Below are 18,321 nucleotides of genomic sequence, written 5' to 3' on the forward strand. Positions count from 1 at the left end.
GCGGGTGCATCGAGCAAAGCGGTGGAACGATTCTATGCCAGCGTGGCGAGAAAGGCAGCAGGCGAGATGCCCTGCTCCAGTGCCTCGACGAGCGCGGAACCGACGATCACGCCCGGGACGACCTGGCCGAGATCCGCCACCTGCGCCGCGCTGCGAATGCCGAAGCCGGCGCACACCGGCACCGGGGAGGCCGCCACGACCCGCCCGAGGTATGCCTTGAGATCGCCGTCGGCCGCCTTCTTCCCCCCGGTGATGCCCGTGACGTTCACCGCGTAGAGGAAGCCGCGGCTCGCCTGCGCCGCGGCCGCGACCCGTTCCGGAGGCGTCACCGGGCTGACCAGGTGGATCAGGGCGAGGCCACGCGCCGCGAGCGCGGCATCCAGCGGCCCGCTCTCGTCGAGCGGCAGGTCCGGGACGATGAAGCCGGCGACGCCGCTGTCGATGGCCCGCGCGGCAAGCCGCTCATACCCCATCGCCAGCAGCGGGTTGAGGTAGCTCATGAGCACCACCGGCGCCGCCGGCGGCGGATCCATCGCGGCGATCTCGTCGAGAATCCACGAGAGGGTCACGCCCTGGGCGATCGCACCCTGGCTGGCGCGCTGGATGGTGAGCCCATCCGCCATGGGGTCGGTGAACGGCACGCCGACCTCGACCACGTCGGCGGCCCCGGCGAGTTCCGCGAGCGTGGTGCGGAACAATGCCTTGTCCGGGTAGCCCGCCGTCATGAAGGCGACCAGCGCCGTGCGGCCGTCCTCACCCGCGGCACGGATCGCGGCGCTGATGCGCTCGTGCGGGATCATTGCGCGGCCCTCTGCTTCGGAAAGCGCGCCAGCGTCGGCATGTCCTTGTCGCCCCGGCCCGAGAGGCCGAGCAGGATCCGCTTTCCCGGGTTCGCGCGCGCCCAGCGCCGGGCGCCGGCGAAGGCATGGGCCGTTTCCAGCGCCGGCAGGATCCCCTCGAGCTCGCAACACTCGTCGAGCGCGGCGAGCGACTCCGTGTCGTCGGCGTACTCGTAGCGCACCCGGCCGATGGTGGCGAGAAAAGCATGCTCCGGCCCGACCCCGGGGTAATCGAGGCCGGCGGACACGCTGTCGGTCTCGTAGACCTGGCCGTCGTCGTCGGACAGCAGCAGGGAGTAGGTGCCGTGCAGGACGCCGGGGCGGCCGAAACTGATGGTGGCCGCGTTCTCGCCGAGCGCGGTGCCGTGGCCGCCCGCCTCGACACCGATGATTTCCACGGAGGGATCGCCGAGGAAGCCGTGGAACAGCCCGATGGCGTTGCTGCCGCCGCCGACGCAGGCGACGACCATGTCGGGCAGCCCCCCGGCCCGCTCGATGACCTGCGCGCGCGCCTCGCGGCCGATCACCGCCTGCAGTTCGCGGACGAGGTAGGGATAGGGATGCGGACCGACCACCGAACCGAGCAGGTAGTAGGTTCCCTCGGGATCGGAGACCCAGTCGCGCAGCGCCTCGTCGATCGCCGCCCGCAGCGTCCGGTCGCCGCTCGTGACGGGCACGACTTCCGCGCCGAGCCGCCGCATGCGGTCCACGTTCAGCGCCTGGCGTTCGCAGTCGATCTCGCCCATGTAGACGACGCAGGGCAGGCCGATGCGCGCGCAGGCCGCCGCCGATGCGACGCCGTGCTGCCCCGCCCCGGTCTCGGCGACGATACGTTTCGCGCCGAGCATCTTGGCGAGCATCGCCTGGCCGAGCGCGTTGTTGATCTTGTGCGCACCAGTGTGCGCGAGATCCTCGCGCTTCAGCCACAGCTCGGCGCCCCACGCGGCCGACAGCCGCGGCGCGAAAGTGAGCCCCGTGGGCCGGCCGACCCAGTCGCGCAGCTCGGCGCCGAGGCACCCCTGGAACTCGGCCGAATGCAGGTGTTGCGCAATCCCCTCCTGCAACCGGTCCAGGGCGGGCACCAGCGTCTCCGGAACGTAACGCCCGCCCCAGGGACCGAAACGCCCGCGGGCGTCGGGCAGGCGGCCGTCGAGCAGCGCCTCGAGATCGGACGGCGCGGCTTCGGCCTGGCTGGCGGTGCGATTCATGTGCTGTGCTCCTGTAACGAATGGTGGCCGCGCGCCGCGGCGACGAAGGCTGCGACCCGGGCGGGATCCTTGATGCCCGGGGCCGATTCGACCCCGCTGGAGACGTCCACACCCCATGGCCGGACCTGCTCCAGCGCCGCCGCGACGTTGTCGGGCCGCAGGCCGCCCGCGAGAATGACCTGCGTACCGCGCGCCAGTCCGGCGGCCGTCTGCCAGTCGGCGACCTGCCCGGCGCCGCTGTCGGGGCCCTCGAACAACAGCAGTTCCGGCAACAGGTCCGGCAGCGGTGCGCCGGAGCGGAACACGGGGACCGCCTCCGCTCCGCCGAGGTCGACGCCCGGCAGGTCCACCGCGTCGCTCTGGACCCAGTCGGCGGGAAATTCCTGCAGCACTTTCGCAATGAAGCCCGGCGGCGGATGGCGGAACACCGCCACCCTGCGAATCCCCGACGGCAGCCCGGCGGCCAGCGCGCGCGCGGCGGCGGGCGTGACCTGGCGAGGTGACGGCGAAAAAACGAAGCCGGCTGCATCCGCGCCGGCACTCGCGACTGCGGCGACGCCCTCGGCCGTGGTCAGGCCGCAAATCTTGACGAACACATTCATCCCGTTTTCTCCATGTGGACCTGCCGGCCTGCCGCAATCATCGCGGCGGCGAGTTTCGCAGGCGCCGCCGCCCGCATCAGTGCCGTACCCACCAGCGCCACCGCATACCCGAGCGCCGCCGCAGCCGCGGCGTCGTCCGCCGTGTGGAGTCCGCTCTCGGCGACAGCGGGGACCCCGGGCGGCAGGCAGGACGCGAGTCGGCCCAGGCGCGCCGGATCGACCGCCAGGGTGCGCAGGTCGCGGCTGTTGACGCCGACGAGGCGCGGCGCGCCGTCCGTATCGCCCGACACTCGGTTCGCCGCGCGCTCGAGGTCGGCTTCATCGAAGGCTTCGAGCAACACGAACAGGCCTTGTTCGGCCGCCGCGGCAAGCAGCTCGTCCAGTTGATCGTCCGTGAGCATCGCCACGATCAGCAGGACGCCGCCCGCGCCGGCCTCGCGCGCCTCGAGCACCTGCCACGGGTCCACCAGGAAATCCTTGCGCATCACCGGAACCTGGCGCGGCGCCGCCGCCACCGCGGCCGCGGCGAGATCGTCGAGGCTGCCGCTGAAACGCGCCGGCTCGGTCAGGACAGAAATGGCGGCCGCGCCCGTCGCGGCATAGTCCGCCGCCCGTTCCGGCACATCGGCATCGAGCGCCAATGCACCCTCCGCCGGGGAGTTGCGCTTGATCTCCGCGATCAGGTCGAAGCCGGCCAGCCGCAGGGGCGGCGGCGGCGGCGTTTCGGCGCAGGCGGCGAGCAGGGCCGCCTCGCTGCGCCGCGCGCGCGCCGCGCCGACACGCTCCGCGGAATGGCCTGCCATCTGCGCGAGAAAACTCATGCGGCCGGCGCCCCGGCCCGTCCTGCGAGCGCCGCGAGCAGGGCGCCCCCCCGGCCGTCCGCCAGCGCGACGCGCGCCCGGTTCATGGCCTCGCCGGGGTCCGCGGCCAGCCCGGTGAGTTCGAGTGCCAGCGCCGCGCCCAGCAGCACGGCATCCCGGTGGGCACCCTCTTCCCGGCCGGTGAGCACCGCGCGCAGCCGGGCCGCGTTGTACTGGGCGTCGCCGCCGGCCAGGTCCTCGGCCGAGCAGCGCGCCAAGCCCCATTCATCCGGATCGCGCTGCGTCTCTTTGACCGCCCCGTCACGCACATCCAGCAACAGGAACGGGCCGACGGGTGTCGCCTCGTCCCAGCCGGGCGCTCCATGCACGACGAAGCCGCGCCGCAACCCGGGAAACCCGGCCATCGCGTCCGCCATCAGGCGGGCTGCAGCCGGGCTGAATGCGCCCAGCAGCAGGAAGGGCGGTGCAGCCGGGTTGGTCAGCGGGCCGAGCATGTTGAACACGGTGCGCACGCCCATGGCGCGCCGCACCGGACCCAGCGCCTTCATGGCCGGATGAAAATAGGGTGCGAAGAGGAAGGTGTAGCCGGTCGCCTCCAGGCACGACACGGCGGCCGTTTCGTCCTCCGGGAGCCGCATGCCGAGAGATTCCAGCACGTCCGCGCTGCCGCTGCGGCTGGAGATGCTGCGGTTGCCGTGCTTCACGACGGGAATGCCGCAGGCGGCGGCGAGCAGGGACGCCCCGGTGGAGAGATTCAGGCTGCCGGAACCGTCGCCGCCGGTCCCGACGATGTCGAGCACCGGACGGTCGGCCGGGATCTGCGGCGTCCGCGCCAGCTGCCGCATCGCGGTGGCGAAGCCGCGCAGCTCGGCGGCGGTCTCGCCCTTGGCGCGCAGTGCGGTGAGCAGCGCGGCGGCCAGCGCCGGCGGCAGCGCTTCGTCCGTCAATGCCAACATCAGGGCGGCGGCTTCGGCTTCCTCGAGGTCGATCCGCTGCAGCAGTTTTTCGAGGGTCGCAGGAGTGCCGCTCATGATGCATTTCCTTGCGTCGTGTAGCCGGGCGAGAGAAAGGTCCTGAGCAGCGTCAGCCCGTGAGGCGTCAACACGCTCTCCGGATGAAACTGGACGCCCTCGACCATCAGCGTCCGGTGACGAACGCCCATGACCTCGCCGTCTTCGGTGGTGGCGCTGACTTCGATTTCCCCGGGCAACTCCTCGCGGCGCACGGCCAGCGAATGGTAGCGCCCGGCGGCGAACGACGGCGGGAGGTCAGCGAAGATGCCGCGGCCGTCATGGAACACCTCGGAGGTCTTGCCGTGCATCAGGGTCATGGCCGGACGCACTCGTCCGCCCCAGGCCTCGACCAGCGCCTGGTGCCCGAGGCAGACGCCGAGCACCGGCACGCGACCGGCGAACGCCCGGATCACGTCGATCGAAATGCCCGCGTCGCGCGGCGTCCCGGGACCGGGCGAGACCACGACGTGCGTCGGGGCGAGCGCGAGCGCCGCATCGACGCTGAGCGCGTCGTTACGATGCACCAGCACCTCCGCGCCGAGCATGCGCAGGTATTGCACGAGGTTGTAGGTGAACGAGTCATAGTTGTCGATCATCAGCACGCGGGCGTTCACAGGCCTGCCTCCGCCATTTCCAGCGCACGTCGCAGGATGGCGCTCTTGGCCAGCACCTCCCGGTATTCGTTGAGCGGCACGCTGTCGGCCACGATGCCGGCGCCCGCCTGGTAACTGTATTCGTCGCCGCGAAACACCAGGGTCCGGATCGCGATCGCCTGGTCCATGCCGCCGCGTTTCGAGAAGTAGCCGACCGTGCCGGCGTAAAGGCCGCGTCCGACCGGCTCGTAATGGTTGATCAGTTCCATCGCGCGCACCTTGGGCGCGCCGACCAGGGTGCCGGCCGGGAAGGTGGCGGCGAACAGGTCGAAGGCATCGCGGTCGGCCTCGAGCTCGCCATTGACGCCGCTGACGATGTGCATCACGTGGCTGTAGCGCTCGATGGCGCGGCTCGGCTCGACCTGGATCGAGCCCGGCACGGCGACCCGGCCGAGATCGTTGCGCGCCAGGTCCACCAGCATCACGTGCTCCGCGCTCTCCTTGGGATCGGCGAGCAGTTCGACCTCGCGCTCGAGATCCTGATCGTGTGTCTCGCCGCGCGGGCGGGTGCCCGCGATGGGGCGCAACGCGGCGCGCCGCCCGTCCAGCTTGACCAGCGCCTCGGGCGATGAACCGGCGACGGACAGCCCGTCGAGTTCGAGAAAATACATGTACGGCGAGGGATTGAGCAGGCGCAAGGCCCGGTAGGCTTCGAAGGGGGCGAGATCGCTGAAGCCGGCGAAGCGGATGGACAGCACGAGCTGGAAGACGTCCCCGGCGGTGATGTTGCCCTTCGCCTTCTCGACCGCAGCGATGAATTCCGCCTCGCTCATACTGGCCTCGGGCGGCGCGTGCCGGCCGGCACGCCGGAAAGGCACGCCCCCGGCCAGCGCCTGGACGACTTCGCGCCGCAGCGCGACGCGTTCGGTCTCGTCGCCGGCATGCAGCAGCGCGGCACGCCGCGTGAGGTGATCGAAAACCAGCAACGACTCCGGCGCGACCCACAGGCCCTCCGGAAAGCCGTCGCCGCCCACCGGGACCCGCTCGAAGTGCCGGACGATGTCATAGCCCGCGATGCCGACCAGGCCGCCGTCGAAGGGGAGCCCTGCTTCCGGGGACAGGATCGGCGCGCTGGCGAGCGCCGCACGCAATGCCGGCAGCAGGCCGTTGTCCAGGCCGACGGACCGGCCGCCGAAGTGCAGCCCCTCGCGGTCAAGCCGCACCGTGAGCGCGTCGCCGAAACCGATGAAGGAATAGCGGCCGAGGCGCTGCGCACCCTCGACGCTCTCGAGGAGAAAGCGGGGGCGAAACGGCGCCAGCTTCATGTAGGCCGAAACCGGCGTATCCAGGTCGGCGGCGATATCAAACGGGGCCTGCATCAGTCCTCCTAGAGGCGTCTGGCCGTCCGGGAGGAGCTCACGAAAAACCCATCCCCGGCGGTTTCCGGAGATGGGTTCGGAGCGTGAGCCGCTTCAGCCGGCTGTGCGCGACCGGACCCCCTCCGGGGTTCCGGGACGCCACCCACCGTGGCTGCGCGCGCTGCAAGGTTCGGCATTCATGGTGTTGCGGATGTTACTCGGCCCGGCACGACGGTCAACCCCCAGCCAGCCCCCGGGGCGCGCTTCAGCCGGCCGCCAGGTCCCACGGGACCGCGTAACGCACCGCCAGGGTGACCGAGATCGCCAGCCAGACCAGCACGGTGAGGGGGATGCCCACCCGCATGAAATCACGCGCCAGGTAGCCCCCCGCCGTGGAGATGATCAGGTTCGGACGCGAGCCCAGCGCCGTGGCGAAACTGAGATTGGCACCGAAGAGCACCGCGAGCACGAACGGTTCCAGCGGCGCACCCAGTCCCCGGGCCGCTGCGATCGCGACCGGCACCGAGATCAGCGCCACCGCGACGTTCGGCGCCAGGCTGCCCGCGATGGCGACCAGCAGCATGATCACCGAAAGCACGACGGCCGCCGGCAGGCCGCCGAACAGGTCGAGAAACAGGCTGGCCATGAACAGGTCGGCGCCCGTGGCGATGAAAGCCTGCACGAGCGCCAGGCTCATGACGATCATCAAAACCAGCGGCGCCGAAAGCGCGCCGGCCACTTCCCGCCAGCCGATGCAGCCGGTCGCGATCAGCAACGCGGCGCCCGCCGTGGCGCTGACGCTGATCGACATCCAGCCGGTCGCCGCCGCCAGCACGATCGCCGCCATCAGGCAGAGCGCAAGCGGCGCACGACGCGTCTTGGGCAGGTCGACGCGACCGTCCAGCACCAGCATGCTGCCGCTGGAGCGCAATTCGCGCAGGCGTTCCGGCGGTCCCTGCACCAGGATCACGTCGCCCGCCTGCAGCACCGCGTCCTCGAAATCGCCCGTGATCTCGCTGGTGCCCGCCGCTGTCGCCCGGTGGATGGCCAGCGGCAGCAGACGGAAACGCTGCCGGAAATGCGTGGTCGAGAGTGTCTTGCCATAGAGCGGGGAATCGGGCGTCACGACCAGCTCGGCGAGCTGCTGCTCCGCCGCCCGTGCTTCGTCGCCGACGTCCTCCTCGTCGCCGGCAAACTCGCTGTGCATGCGGGTGCCGAGAAGGCGCTCGTACTCCTTGAGGTGCTCGCGCGTATCCGCGACGAACAGCCGGTCGCCCACCTGCAGTCGCATGGCGGGCAGTTTCGCCACCTGCAGGCCGTCCCCGCGCTGCACGCGCGACACGTTCATGCGCCGCCCGGTCCGTTCGCGCAGCTCGGCCAGTGTGCGTCCGACGGCCCAGCCGTCCTCGCCGACGAAGAACACCGCCTTGAAGATGCGGGGCGCCGCCTGGCGAATGGGCGCATCGCGTTCCGGCAGGATCCGTGGCGCCACCAGCCAGAGAAACAGCAGCCCGACCACCAGCCCCACGGCGGCGGGGACGATGAACTGGAACATCGCGAACGGCGGCAGGCCGAGCCGTTCCGCTTCCTTGACCACCAGCAGGTTCGCCGAGGTGCCGATGGTCGTGGCCATGCCCCCGAGCAGCGCGGCGAAGCCCACCGGCATGAGGACCTGTGAAGCAGGAAAGCGCAGGCGGGCGGATGCGCCCACCAGCACGGGTAGCAGCGCCAGCACGACGATGGTGTTCGACAGGAACGCCGAAGTGAACGCGCAGGCGAGCAGCGTCACGATCAGCGCCAGCGGTCGTGGCCCGCTCCACGCTTTCAACATCAGCCGGATGAGCGGCTGCAGGGCGCCGGTCACCTCCAGCGCCCGGCCGGCGACCAGCAGCGCCATGACGGTGATCAGACCGGCATTGCCGAACATGGCGAGGAACTCGGTGGAGCCCAGCGCGCCGCCCGGTCCCTCGTAGGGGAACAGCTCGAAGCCCAGCACCAGCAGCATCAGCACCATCAGGCTCGTCGACTCCTGCGGCACCGACGGACGCGTCAGCGCGACCAGGGCGAACAGTGCGAGCCCGATGACGGCCAGGGCCTGGGTATCCGGTAACGCGGTTGTCGCGATCGTATCCATCGGGCCCGGGGGCTGCTTAGGGGGGGCACATTTACCATGCCCGGGGGGGACATCGCTAGCTGCGCAGCGCCACGGCCCAGGCGAAGCGCAGCGCCTCGTCGTACAGTTCCGGTTTGCATTCCGTATCCGGGCGGCGCCATGCGATGCCGTCGGCCGCCGCCAGCGCCGGCAACAATCCGAGACCCGGACGGCCCAGTTCCGGGGGGGCGAGGCTCCAGGGAGAAAGACACAACAAGTGCGAGTGCCGCGCGCCGTGGACCAACAGGTCCCGTTCGAGAGCGTCGGCGTCGGCGACCTCCAGGCCACCCGGGATGGCGATTCCAGGGCCGCCGCCATGCGTCCGGGCCAGGGCGACCGACCCGGCGCGCGCGCCCTCGCGAAAGGCCCACAGCCGTTCCCTCGTCCAGTCGAGCGCCGCATGACTGCCCGGTGCGAACCCGCGCCTGAGAGCGGCGTGGCCGATCCCCTCCAGTTCCAGCGCGAGGCGACGCATGCCGCTGCCGGGCGGCAGCCGGCCGAGCAATTCGTCCGCCATCACCACCAGTCGCTCCGCCAGGCGGCGCAGCGCCGACGGACGGTCTGCGCTGGCGTCGATCAACATGCCGAAATCGAAAGACAGCCTGAGACGGTGCGGCGAGCCCGGCACCAGTTCGCCGACGCCGGGCGAGGGTCCGAGCCACCGCCCGGACGGTGCCAGCGTCGCCAGCCCGGGCCCCGGCAGCTCCGGGACGAGGCTCACGGCGGGCGCCATGGCGGCCAGGGCCAGCAGGCTGCCCCACCAGCGGCGCGCGTCGACCTCGACCCCGTCCAGCAGGCGAAGCGCACGCCCCCGCTGCACGGCTTCCAGCGCACCCGCCGGCAGCAGCAGGTAGACGGGCGAAACGTCGCAGGCCCCGACGGCGCCCAGCGCGAGCTCTCCGGGACACGCGATGGCCGCGGGCAGCGCGAGCGCATCCGGGGCCAGGCGCCCGCCCTCCCGCGCCAGGCGCGCATCGAGCGCCGCCAGCATCGCCGGCGCATCGCTGCCGGCAGCGACGCCGGCAAGCCGCAACGTGCTGCGGCAACCCGCGCGCCGCGCGCTGTGCAATGCCTCGACGGGGGCATCCAGCGTGTCCGGCACGCAGGCGGCATCCACCATCACGACGCGGGCGGGCGCCGGCGGCGTCCCTGCCGCCAGCGCCCGGAGCTCATCGCGGTCCACCATCCCTGGTCTCCCTGCTTTGTTGCTGAAGAGCGACGACAGTGTCCCGCGCGGCGCGCTATGGTGTAAGGGTCGTTATGCGGCGCTTCATTGCCGAAACAGCGTGCACGCCTTGCAGCGACGCGCCGGGCGCACCATGATTCGGGTCTCGAACAGGAGAGACGCGTGAAAATCAGGGACCTGCTGAAACACTGGGAAGGCACTCGCCGGCCGTCGCTGACCGCCGAAACCTACGCGATACACCTGCCGGTCGAGGACGCCGCGCGCATCCACGCGCTGGCCGAAATGTTCCCCGCCGTGCCGGAGGAAGACATTCTCCGCGACATCCTCGCGGCGGCCCTCGCGGAGCTCGAAGCGGCGATGCCCTACGAGCGCGGCGGCCGGATTGTCAGCGAGGACGATCACGGCGACCCCGTTTACGAAGATGCCGGCCCGACGCCGCGCTTTCTGGAACTCACCCGAAAATACAAGGAGCGCCTCGGCCAGCCCGGCTGAGGCGGAACAGCCATGCCTTCTTTCGACGTCGTATCCGAACTCGACGGCCACGAAGTGGCCAATGCAGTGGACCAGGCCAACCGCGAAGTCGATACCCGTTTCGATTTCAAGGGCACCGGCGCGAAATTCGAAGTCGCGGATTTCGTCGTCAGCCTCGAGGCGGAGGCCGATTTCCAGCTCAAGCAGATGGTGGACATCCTCACCCAGAAACTGTCCAAGCGCGGCATCGACGTGGCCTGCATGAAAATCGAGGAGCCCGAGATCGCCCTGAACAAGGCACGCCAGAAAGTCATTCTCCGGCATGGCATCGACTCGGACAGCGCGCGCAAGCTCGTCAAGCGCATCAAGGATGCGAAGCTCAAGGTGCAGGCGCAGATCCAGGGCGACCAGGTCCGCGTCACCGGCAAGAAACGCGACGACCTGCAGGAAGTCATCGCGCTCCTGAAAGGCGCCGAACTCGAGCTGCCGCTGCAATTCACCAATTTCCGCGACTGAAATTCCGCGACTGAAATCCCCGGCAGCACCCCGCGCACGGGAACCACGGAGCACCGATGATCGATCTTTACACGGCCCCCACGCCGAACGGCCGCAAAGTGTCCATCGCCCTGGAGGAGATGGGGGTCCCGTACACCGTCCACGCGGTCGATCTCGCGGCCGGGGAGCAGAAAACCCCGGCGTTTCTCGCCATCAACCCGAACGGGCGTATCCCGGCGATCGTCGATCGGGAGGCCGGCGACTTTCCGGTGTTCGAGTCCGGCGCGATCCTCCTCTGGCTGGCGGAGAAATCCGGCCGGTTCCTGCCGTCGGAGGCGCAGCCGCGCTCCGTGGTGATGCAATGGCTGTTCTTCCAGGTGGGGGGCGTCGGCCCCATGCAGGGCCAGGCCAACGTGTTCTACCGCTACGCGGAGGAGAAAATCCCGTTCGCCATCGAGCGCTACCAGCGCGAAGTGCGCCGCCTTTTCGAGGTCTACGACCGGCACCTCGCGGAGCACGAGTTCCTCGGCGGCGAGTATTCGATCGCCGACATGGCGACCTGGCCGTGGATCGTCACCCACGACTGGTCCGGGGTCTCCGTGGACGGCCTCGCCCACCTGCAGCGCTGGCTGGACGTCATCGGCGCGCGCCCGGCCGTGCAGCGCGGCATGGACGTGCCGAAACCGTGGAATCCCCGTCCCGATGTCGGCAAGTTCGTCGGCGCCGCGCGCAAGATGCTGGTCTGACCGATCTTGAGCGGCATCACACGCGAGCCCGTCCGTTTCGAAAGCAAGGACGTCCCCCTGCGGGAAGACGTGCGCGAGATCGGCACGATCGTCGGCGAGGTCATTGCCGAGCAGTGCGGCCAGCGGATTTTCGACGCCGTGGAGCAGATCCGTCGCGCGGCCATCCTGCAGCGCGAGACCGGCCAGCGCGGCGACCTGCGCGCGCTGCTGGATTCCCTGGACACACCGGCCGCCGCCGACGTGCTGCGCGGCTTTTCGACCTATTTCCAGGTCGTCAACATCGCCGAGAAAGTGCATCGTATCCGGCGGCGTCGGGAGTGGCTGCGCGACACGCGCCAGCGTCGCTCCGACAGCCTCGAGGCCGCCATGCGGATGCTGGCGGAGCGCTGCCCCGACCCCGCCGACGCCAGGGCATTCCTCGATAACCTGCAGATCGAGCCGGTGTTCACGGCGCACCCGACCGAGCCGACCCGCCGCACCATCCTGCTGAAACAGCAGCAGATCGCGCGGCGGCTGGTCGAGCGCATGGACGCCTCGCTGACGCCGCAGGAGCAGGCGGCACTGCTCGCCAATATCCGCGCCCAGGTCACGAGCGGCTGGCAGACCGAGCAGCATCCGAACACGCGCATCACGGTGAGTGACGAACGCGAGCAGGTGCTGTTCTTCATCGCGGAAAGCATCTACCGCGTCATCCCGGTCGTCTATGAACAACTCGAGGCGGCGATCGCGGATGTCTGGGGCGAACACGACCCAGGCTTCCGCCCGGGCGTGATATTCCGCTTCGGCAGCTGGGTCGGCGGCGACATGGACGGCAACCCGAACGTCGGGCCGGAGACCATCCGCGAAACCCTTGCCCTGCATCGCCTCACCGCGCTGAACCTGTATCGCGGCGAATTGCGCAAGGTCGCCGCGGAGCTGTCCCAGGCGCCGAGCCGGATCGGCTTTTCGCAGCCGTTCCTCGACCGGCTCGAAGCTTACTCCGAGGCGTTCCCCGCGGCGCTCGAGCATGTCGCCCCGCGCCACCGCGACATGCCGTACCGGGTGTTCTGCGCGCAGCTTTCCACCCGCCTCGCGGCGACGCGCGACGGAGACCCTGTCGGCTACCCGGATGCCAAGACCTTCATCGCCGACCTGCGGCTGATGGCCTCGAGCCTCGCGGAGAACAAGGGCCGCAACGCCGGCCTGTTCGCCGTGGAACGGCTGTTGTGGCGCGCCGAGACCTTCCGCTTCCACCTGGCCACCCTGGACCTGCGCCAGGACTCGGAGGTCCACCGGCGCTGCATCGGCCATTGCCTGGGCGACGCGCAGTGGATGGAGCGCCCGCGCGCGGAGCGCGCCGCCCGCCTGCGCCAACTGCTCGACGAAGGCGCGCAGTGCCCGCTCGTCACAGATGCCGAGGCGGACAAGACCCTGGAGGTGTTCCGCGCCGCCGGCGAGGCTCTCCAGACCTACGGCACCCATGCCATTGGCCCGTACATCATCTCCATGGCGCAGGGCGCCGACGACGTGTTGTCCGTGCTGCTGCTGGCCCGCTGGGCGGGGCTGGTGGACGCCGACGGCGTCGTGCCGCTGGACATCGCCCCGCTGCTGGAGACCGTGGACGACCTCGAGCGCGGCCCCGAGATCGTTGCGGAACTGCTCGACGATCGCGTTTATCGCGCGCACCTCGAGACCCGTCGACGGCGCCAGGTGGTCATGATCGGCTATTCGGACTCGAACAAGGATTCCGGCATCGTCGCGGCGCGCTGGGCGCTGCATCTCGCCGAGGAGGCGCTGGTCGCCGAGGCGGAGAGCCGGGATATCGACCTCACGCTGTTCCACGGCCGCGGCGGCACCATCAGCCGGGGGGGCGGACGCACCCACACCGCCGCGCTGGCGGCGCCGCGCGGCGCAGTGCGCGGCCGGCTGCGGGTCACCGAACAGGGTGAAATCATCAACGCCAAGTACGGCCTGCGAGGCATCGCGATCCGCACGCTGGAGCAGGCCGCCAGCTCCGTGGCGGAAGCCACGCTGCGCGACGGCGGGACGCCGCCGCCCCCGTTGTGGCGGGAAATCATGGCGGAAGTGGCCGCCGACAGTCGCAGTGCCTACCGGGCGCTCGTCCACGAGGACGAGGACTTCTACGCCTATTTCCGCCAGGCGACGCCGATCGACGTCATCGAGCGCATGAACATCGGCTCGCGGCCGGCCTCCCGGCGCAAGATGCAGGGAATTCGCGACCTGCGCGCGATTCCCTGGGTGTTCGCCTGGACCCAGACGCGCGCCATCCTGCCGGGGTGGTACGGCGTGGGCACCGGCCTCGAAGCGGCGATCGCGCGGCACGGCGAGGCGCCGCTCAAGCAGATGTTCGGGGAATGGATGTTCATGCGCGCCATGCTCGAGGACCTGGAGATGGTGCTGGCGAAATGCGATATGCAGATCGCGGGCCGCTACGCGGAGCTGGCGGATCCCTCGCTGCAGCGCTTCCACGGTGTCATAGAGGAAGAGTTCCGCCGTACAGTGGCCGCCGTACTGCGCCTGAAAGGCGCCAAGACCCTGCTCGAGTCCGACGCGACGCTGGATCGCACCATCCGGCTGCGCAATCCCTACGTCGACCCGATGAGCCTGCTGCAGGTCGATCTGCTGCGCCGCTGGCGAGCGTCAGGAAGGGAGGACGACGGTTTGTTCCGCGCCCTGCTGTTGTCGATCAACGGCATCGCCCACGGACTGCAGAACACCGGCTGACGCGTCACGCGCCGGAAGGGCATGCAGACATGGGGTGCACGCCCTATACCGCTCGCCCCGCTCCGGGCCAATCCTCTTTATGAAGGCAGTTCCAGCCTGGAGCTGAAAGGAGGATCGAGTGATGACCATCAGAACATTGATACTGGTGCTGGCCACGGCCGCACTGGCGGCTGGTTCTGCGACCGCCTGGTCGCAACAGAGCCGCTCGGGCGAGCGCGCCACCCAGACCACGCAAGAACGACAGATGGAACGCATGCAGAGCCGGGAACACATGAAATCGGCCGAGCAAATGCAGCAGCGTGACCAGGAGCGGCTGCAGGCACAGGAAAAAGCGCAGGAGAAAACTCAAGAGAAAGAGCAGGACCGGTTGGCCAGCAGCGACAGCGACCGGGAGCAACTGCAGGAACGCGACCGGGACCAGCTGCAGGAACGTGACCGCGATCGCATCCACCAGGACGACATCTTCGGTGGACAGATGATGACCGAGCAGGAGCGGACGCGTTACCAGGAAAGAATGCAGTCCGCGACGAGCGAGGAAGAACGTGCCCGGATCCGTGCCGAACACCGGGACCAGATGAGACAGCGCGCCAAGGAACGGGGCATCGACCTCGAGGAACCGGGCGGGGATCAGTAGCCCATGACATCGGGATCTCCAGCCGGGTTCGGTGTGCTAGTGGCGATGGCCGCAATGCCGGGACTGGCGTGGACGGCCACGCCCGCCTCGGGAGACTTAGGGCTGTCTGTCGGCGCCGAGTACAGTTCCGGTGAATACGGCGGTGACCGGCGCATAGAAGATTTCTATGTGCCGGTCACCGGCTGGTATCGCGGTGATGGATACACCATTCGGCTCACCGTGCCGTACCTCAGCGTCACTGCGCCGCAGGGCACCCTCGTCCAGGGGCCGGGTGGAGAACTCATCCCCGGCGAGGGACCCGATACGACGGAGCAGGGCCTCGGAGACGTGATTCTCGGCCTGACCGTATACGATGTGTGGACTGCGGCGGACGGCTCGCTGGCGCTGGATGTCGGCGGCAAGGTGAAGTTCGGCACGGCCGACGAGGACCAGTTGCTCGGCACGGGAGAAACAGACTTCACAATCCAGGCCGACCTCGTGAAGTACTGGTCCGGATTCACGGGCCTCGCCTCCGCCGGGTACGTGGTACGCGGCGAACCGGATCAATTCGACCTGGACAACGGCTTTGTCGCCGCGCTCGGAGGCATGTTCGGCCCGGCGGCCGGAACGCAGTTCGGCGCCTTCATCGAGTATCAGCAGGCCGCCTATCGCTTCAATGATGACCGCATGGAACTGGCGGGCGTGATCGGCTGGCGACTCGGCCGGGGGCGGGTGTTGCTGTCGACATCCGCGGGGCTGAGCGACAGCGCGCCGGACTGGACGGCAGGGTTCACCTTTTATCCCGGATGGTGACAGCGCGATTCGATCAGGGCTCCAGCAGGCCCTCGCGAATGGCGAAGCGCGTCAACTCGACCCGGTCGTGGATATCGAGCTTGTGCATCAGGTGTTCGCAGTGCTGCTCGACCGTCTTGTTGCTGATCCCCATGGTGCGCGCGATTTCCTTGCGGCTCAGGCCGCTCGCCAGGTAGCGCAGCGTCTCTGTTTCGCGCGGCGTCAGCAATGCGAGGCGGGTCCCCGATGCCCCCGAGAACGTCACCCCTTCACGGCCGATCGACAAGCGGGCGCGCACCGCGGGCGAAAACGCCGTGCGCCCGCGCGCGGCCATGCGTAATCCCTGCACGATGGCTTCCGGGGTCTCGTCCTTGACGAGATACCCTGCTGCACCGGCATCCAGCGCCTGCTGCACGTAGTGATCGCGGAGGTAGGCGCTGAGGAATACGACCCGGGTCGCCGGACGCTCGGCATGGATACGGCGCGCGACGTGAAACGGCGACAGGCCGGGCATGTCGATATCGAGGACTACCAGGTCCGGTGACTCCGCCAACGCCGCCTCCAGCGCCGCTGCGGCGTTCGGGACCACCGCAACGACTTCCATGTCGGGTTCCGCCGCGAGGTGCTCGGCCAGCATTTCCCGGAGCATTGCATGGTCGTCAGCGAGGACGATGCGCGTACTCATGCCGCGCGACCCACTTCATGCCCCGCCACCAGCCGGCGGGCCAGCTGGGCCAGTTCACCGAGGGGCACGGATCTGGAGACGACCCATGCCAGGCCGGCCAGCTGGTCTTCGAATTCCGCAGACGAGGAAGGCGAACCGACGTCCATCAGTAGGATGACCGGCTTTGCAACGCCGGTGTCGCGGAGATCCTGCAAGGCCGCCAGGGCCTCACCCGGCTCCCCCCGCCAATCGATCAGCACCAGCCCCGCCCGACTCATGCCTGGTGAGCGGCTGTCCCACCGGTCCACGATCGAGACCTCGAAGCCCTTGTCCTTGAGGGCGTCGGCCAGGAGTCGTGCGGTGTATGCGTCGGTGGAGAGCACCTGCACTACGACGTGGCTTGTAGACGGCGGGGCATCCCCGGCCGGCACGGGCAGGTAGATTCTCGCCTGCGTGCCCTCGCCCGGTGTCGAGTCCAGTTCGAACCGGCCGCCATGCGCAGCCACGACACGCTCCACGGAGGGGAGCCCGAGACCCGTGCCCGAACCCTCCGGCTTGGTGCTGAAGAGCGGCTCCCGTGCCATCGCCAGGGTCGCGGCGTCCATGCCGCGGCCCGTGTCGGAAACGACGATGCACGCATTGCGGGATTGCTGCGAATCCGGGGCATCCGCGGTTTCTCCGGAATCCACAAGAGACAGCCGCAGGATCCCGCCTTCCGGCATGGCGTCGCGCGCGTTCAAGGCGAGGTTCATCAGGGCCTGTTGCAGCGACACCGGGTCGGCCTCCAGCCATGACTCGCCGTCCCGGGCCAGGCACAGTTGCAACGCGATGTTGGCGGGCAACAGGGGAGCGAGCCATGCTTCGGTAGCACGGAGCAGTGCACCCAGTTCCACCGGCCGGCGCACCGCCTGTTCGTGACGCACCAGGGACAGGAGGTTGCTCGTCAGGCCCCGACCCTGGCGGACTGCACGATCCAGCCCGGCCAGCGCCCGCCAGCGCGCCGCTGAATCGGATGCTCGCCGCGCGAGCGCCGAGTACCCTGCGACCGCGCTCAGGATCCCGTCCACGTCGTGGGCCACCGTACCGGCCAGCTGGCCCAGCAGCTCCATTTTCTGCGCCCGCCGCAACCCCTCCTCGGCGCGTCCCCGGGCCTCGATCTCGCGCCGGAGCACCGCTTTCTCCCGCTGCAACTGCGATATCAGGAACATCCACGCGGTGATCGCTGCAGCGAACAACAACAGGGCCCCCGAGAGGGAAACGAGTTCATGGCGGGTCAAGCCCAGCGACTGTGATAACAGCCAGTCATGACGACCGTCGTCGAAAGCCCGGATCGCCCGGTAGAGAGCCGCGATCCCGGCGTCGTATTCAGGGCCGGTCACCAGCGCCAGTCCAGCCTCCTGGCGTCCCTCGGCCAGCAGCGCCATGGCGCGCGCTTCGATGCGGCTCAATGCATCCAGCGCATTCGACGCCTCCCGGAGCGATCCCGCATCTGCAACGCCCGGGGCCTGCAGGTCGGCGATGCTGTCGCGCAGGCTCGACTCGGCCTCGGCGTGTTTGACCAGCCATGCTTCCTCACCGGTCGCCAATGCGAGCTGGACGGTACGCCGGACCTCGGCCTGGAGTTGCAGGATCGAATCGTGCACCTGCGCTGCGCTGGCATGGGCCGCCTGTAAGCGGTCGAGCGTGGCGGCCGCATCCGTCGCGTGCCACGCCAGCCAGCCGAACATCGATACGGCCGCAAGAATCGCCGCGACCCACCAGCGCCGCGTGGGTATTTCCCAGCGTTTTCCCTTGGCCATGGCCAGTTGCAGCTCTGTGCCTGACAGGTGGTCCGGACTTGCCCTGAGTCTAGTTGCCGCCCATGGGTTATCCACCCTGTATCGGCCGGGCAGGCGATGACCCATAGATAACTTAGTGGCGGTGCAAGCCCGGCGCAGGCTCCGGTCCCGGGAGAATCACCCTCCGGTTCCGGGTTTGCACCGCTCTCATCAAGGGGAGTCTCGCGACCACTGCGCCGGTCGCGAGACTTGAGGGACACGGAGGT

Annotated in this window: 17 protein-coding genes; 6 read left to right on the top strand and 11 right to left on the bottom strand. The window is 69.4% G+C overall.

The window, feature by feature from the left end; translation table 11 throughout:
- Positions 1 to 32: 32 nt before the first annotated feature.
- From trpA to G6032_RS13570, 9 genes are all read right to left on the bottom strand, one after another.
- Positions 33 to 800, bottom strand: a complete 768-nt coding sequence (gene trpA, locus G6032_RS13530; protein WP_165282680.1) for a tryptophan synthase subunit alpha — start codon at positions 798 to 800, stop codon at positions 33 to 35.
- Entirely contained in the window at positions 797 to 2,047 is a 1,251-nt protein-coding gene (trpB, locus tag G6032_RS13535) for a tryptophan synthase subunit beta (RefSeq protein ID WP_165282681.1), read from the bottom strand. Before trpB ends, trpA begins: the two co-directional genes overlap by 4 nt.
- Positions 2,044 to 2,649: a phosphoribosylanthranilate isomerase gene (locus G6032_RS13540; protein ID WP_165282682.1), complete on the bottom strand. Its 606-nt coding sequence runs from the start codon at positions 2,647 to 2,649 to the stop codon at positions 2,044 to 2,046. The genes trpB and G6032_RS13540 overlap by 4 nt, the downstream gene beginning before the upstream one ends.
- Entirely contained in the window at positions 2,646 to 3,470 is an 825-nt protein-coding gene (locus tag G6032_RS13545; RefSeq protein ID WP_165282683.1) for an indole-3-glycerol-phosphate synthase, read from the bottom strand. The genes G6032_RS13540 and G6032_RS13545 overlap by 4 nt, the downstream gene beginning before the upstream one ends.
- Positions 3,467 to 4,501 carry an anthranilate phosphoribosyltransferase gene (trpD, locus tag G6032_RS13550; protein ID WP_165282684.1) on the bottom strand — a complete coding sequence of 345 codons (1,035 nt, stop codon included), beginning with the start codon at positions 4,499 to 4,501 and terminating at the stop codon, positions 3,467 to 3,469. Before trpD ends, G6032_RS13545 begins: the two co-directional genes overlap by 4 nt.
- Positions 4,498 to 5,079 (bottom strand): aminodeoxychorismate/anthranilate synthase component II, encoded by a 582-nt coding sequence (locus tag G6032_RS13555; protein ID WP_165282872.1) that lies wholly within the window; start codon positions 5,077 to 5,079, stop codon positions 4,498 to 4,500. Before G6032_RS13555 ends, trpD begins: the two co-directional genes overlap by 4 nt.
- A gap of 14 nt (positions 5,080 to 5,093) precedes the next feature.
- Entirely contained in the window at positions 5,094 to 6,455 is a 1,362-nt protein-coding gene (locus G6032_RS13560) for an anthranilate synthase component I family protein (RefSeq protein ID WP_165282685.1), read from the bottom strand.
- Between the two features lie 244 nt (positions 6,456 to 6,699).
- A complete protein-coding gene (locus tag G6032_RS13565) occupies positions 6,700 to 8,568 on the bottom strand; it encodes an SLC13 family permease (RefSeq protein WP_165282686.1) in 1,869 nt (622 codons plus the stop codon).
- A 55-nt stretch (positions 8,569 to 8,623) separates the two neighbouring features.
- Positions 8,624 to 9,772: a hypothetical protein gene (locus tag G6032_RS13570; RefSeq protein ID WP_165282687.1), complete on the bottom strand. Its 1,149-nt coding sequence runs from the start codon at positions 9,770 to 9,772 to the stop codon at positions 8,624 to 8,626.
- 162 nt (positions 9,773 to 9,934) lie between these two features.
- On the opposite strand from G6032_RS13570, the gene G6032_RS13575 reads away from it, so the two are divergent.
- From G6032_RS13575 to G6032_RS13600, 6 genes are all read left to right on the top strand, one after another.
- Positions 9,935 to 10,264 carry a pilin assembly protein gene (locus G6032_RS13575; protein WP_165282688.1) on the top strand — a complete coding sequence of 110 codons (330 nt, stop codon included), beginning with the start codon at positions 9,935 to 9,937 and terminating at the stop codon, positions 10,262 to 10,264.
- Positions 10,265 to 10,276: 12 nt separating this feature from the next.
- Positions 10,277 to 10,759: a YajQ family cyclic di-GMP-binding protein gene (locus G6032_RS13580; protein WP_165282689.1), complete on the top strand. Its 483-nt coding sequence runs from the start codon at positions 10,277 to 10,279 to the stop codon at positions 10,757 to 10,759.
- A gap of 56 nt (positions 10,760 to 10,815) precedes the next feature.
- A complete protein-coding gene (locus G6032_RS13585; protein WP_165282690.1) occupies positions 10,816 to 11,484 on the top strand; it encodes a glutathione S-transferase N-terminal domain-containing protein in 669 nt (222 codons plus the stop codon).
- A gap of 6 nt (positions 11,485 to 11,490) precedes the next feature.
- Positions 11,491 to 14,208 carry a phosphoenolpyruvate carboxylase gene (ppc, locus tag G6032_RS13590; protein ID WP_206211986.1) on the top strand — a complete coding sequence of 906 codons (2,718 nt, stop codon included), beginning with the start codon at positions 11,491 to 11,493 and terminating at the stop codon, positions 14,206 to 14,208.
- 121 nt (positions 14,209 to 14,329) lie between these two features.
- Positions 14,330 to 14,842 (top strand): hypothetical protein, encoded by a 513-nt coding sequence (locus tag G6032_RS13595; RefSeq protein ID WP_165282691.1) that lies wholly within the window; start codon positions 14,330 to 14,332, stop codon positions 14,840 to 14,842.
- Positions 14,843 to 14,887: 45 nt separating this feature from the next.
- Positions 14,888 to 15,634, top strand: a complete 747-nt coding sequence (locus G6032_RS13600; protein ID WP_165282692.1) for a hypothetical protein — start codon at positions 14,888 to 14,890, stop codon at positions 15,632 to 15,634.
- A gap of 13 nt (positions 15,635 to 15,647) precedes the next feature.
- Here the strand turns inward: G6032_RS13600 and G6032_RS13605 are convergent, their stop codons facing one another.
- Both G6032_RS13605 and G6032_RS13610 read right to left on the bottom strand, forming a co-directional pair.
- Positions 15,648 to 16,298: a response regulator transcription factor gene (locus G6032_RS13605; protein WP_165282693.1), complete on the bottom strand. Its 651-nt coding sequence runs from the start codon at positions 16,296 to 16,298 to the stop codon at positions 15,648 to 15,650.
- Positions 16,295 to 18,076, bottom strand: coding sequence for an ATP-binding protein (locus G6032_RS13610; RefSeq protein ID WP_165282694.1), 1,782 nt, complete (start codon positions 18,074 to 18,076; stop codon positions 16,295 to 16,297). The genes G6032_RS13605 and G6032_RS13610 overlap by 4 nt, the downstream gene beginning before the upstream one ends.
- Positions 18,077 to 18,321 lie beyond the last annotated feature (245 nt).

This window comes from Wenzhouxiangella sp. XN24 (assembly GCF_011064545.1).
In the GTDB taxonomy this organism is placed as follows: domain Bacteria; phylum Pseudomonadota; class Gammaproteobacteria; order Steroidobacterales; family XN24; genus XN24.

What these genes read in the sequence shown, in the direction of transcription:
- trpA (WP_165282680.1), bottom strand. Translation starts at nt 800, where the DNA reads ATGATCCCGCACGAGCGCATCAGCGCCGCGATCCGTGCCGCGGGTGAG.
- trpB (WP_165282681.1), bottom strand. Translation starts at nt 2,047, where the DNA reads ATGAATCGCACCGCCAGCCAGGCCGAAGCCGCGCCGTCCGATCTCGAG.
- G6032_RS13540 (WP_165282682.1), bottom strand. Translation starts at nt 2,649, where the DNA reads ATGAATGTGTTCGTCAAGATTTGCGGCCTGACCACGGCCGAGGGCGTC.
- G6032_RS13545 (WP_165282683.1), bottom strand. Translation starts at nt 3,470, where the DNA reads ATGAGTTTTCTCGCGCAGATGGCAGGCCATTCCGCGGAGCGTGTCGGC.
- trpD (WP_165282684.1), bottom strand. Translation starts at nt 4,501, where the DNA reads ATGAGCGGCACTCCTGCGACCCTCGAAAAACTGCTGCAGCGGATCGAC.
- G6032_RS13555 (WP_165282872.1), bottom strand. Translation starts at nt 5,079, where the DNA reads ATGATCGACAACTATGACTCGTTCACCTACAACCTCGTGCAATACCTG.
- G6032_RS13560 (WP_165282685.1), bottom strand. Translation starts at nt 6,455, where the DNA reads ATGCAGGCCCCGTTTGATATCGCCGCCGACCTGGATACGCCGGTTTCG.
- G6032_RS13565 (WP_165282686.1), bottom strand. Translation starts at nt 8,568, where the DNA reads ATGGATACGATCGCGACAACCGCGTTACCGGATACCCAGGCCCTGGCC.
- G6032_RS13570 (WP_165282687.1), bottom strand. Translation starts at nt 9,772, where the DNA reads ATGGTGGACCGCGATGAGCTCCGGGCGCTGGCGGCAGGGACGCCGCCG.
- G6032_RS13580 (WP_165282689.1), top strand. Translation starts at nt 10,277, where the DNA reads ATGCCTTCTTTCGACGTCGTATCCGAACTCGACGGCCACGAAGTGGCC.
- G6032_RS13585 (WP_165282690.1), top strand. Translation starts at nt 10,816, where the DNA reads ATGATCGATCTTTACACGGCCCCCACGCCGAACGGCCGCAAAGTGTCC.
- G6032_RS13595 (WP_165282691.1), top strand. Translation starts at nt 14,330, where the DNA reads ATGACCATCAGAACATTGATACTGGTGCTGGCCACGGCCGCACTGGCG.
- G6032_RS13600 (WP_165282692.1), top strand. Translation starts at nt 14,888, where the DNA reads ATGGCCGCAATGCCGGGACTGGCGTGGACGGCCACGCCCGCCTCGGGA.
- G6032_RS13605 (WP_165282693.1), bottom strand. Translation starts at nt 16,298, where the DNA reads ATGAGTACGCGCATCGTCCTCGCTGACGACCATGCAATGCTCCGGGAA.
- G6032_RS13610 (WP_165282694.1), bottom strand. Translation starts at nt 18,076, where the DNA reads ATGGCCAAGGGAAAACGCTGGGAAATACCCACGCGGCGCTGGTGGGTC.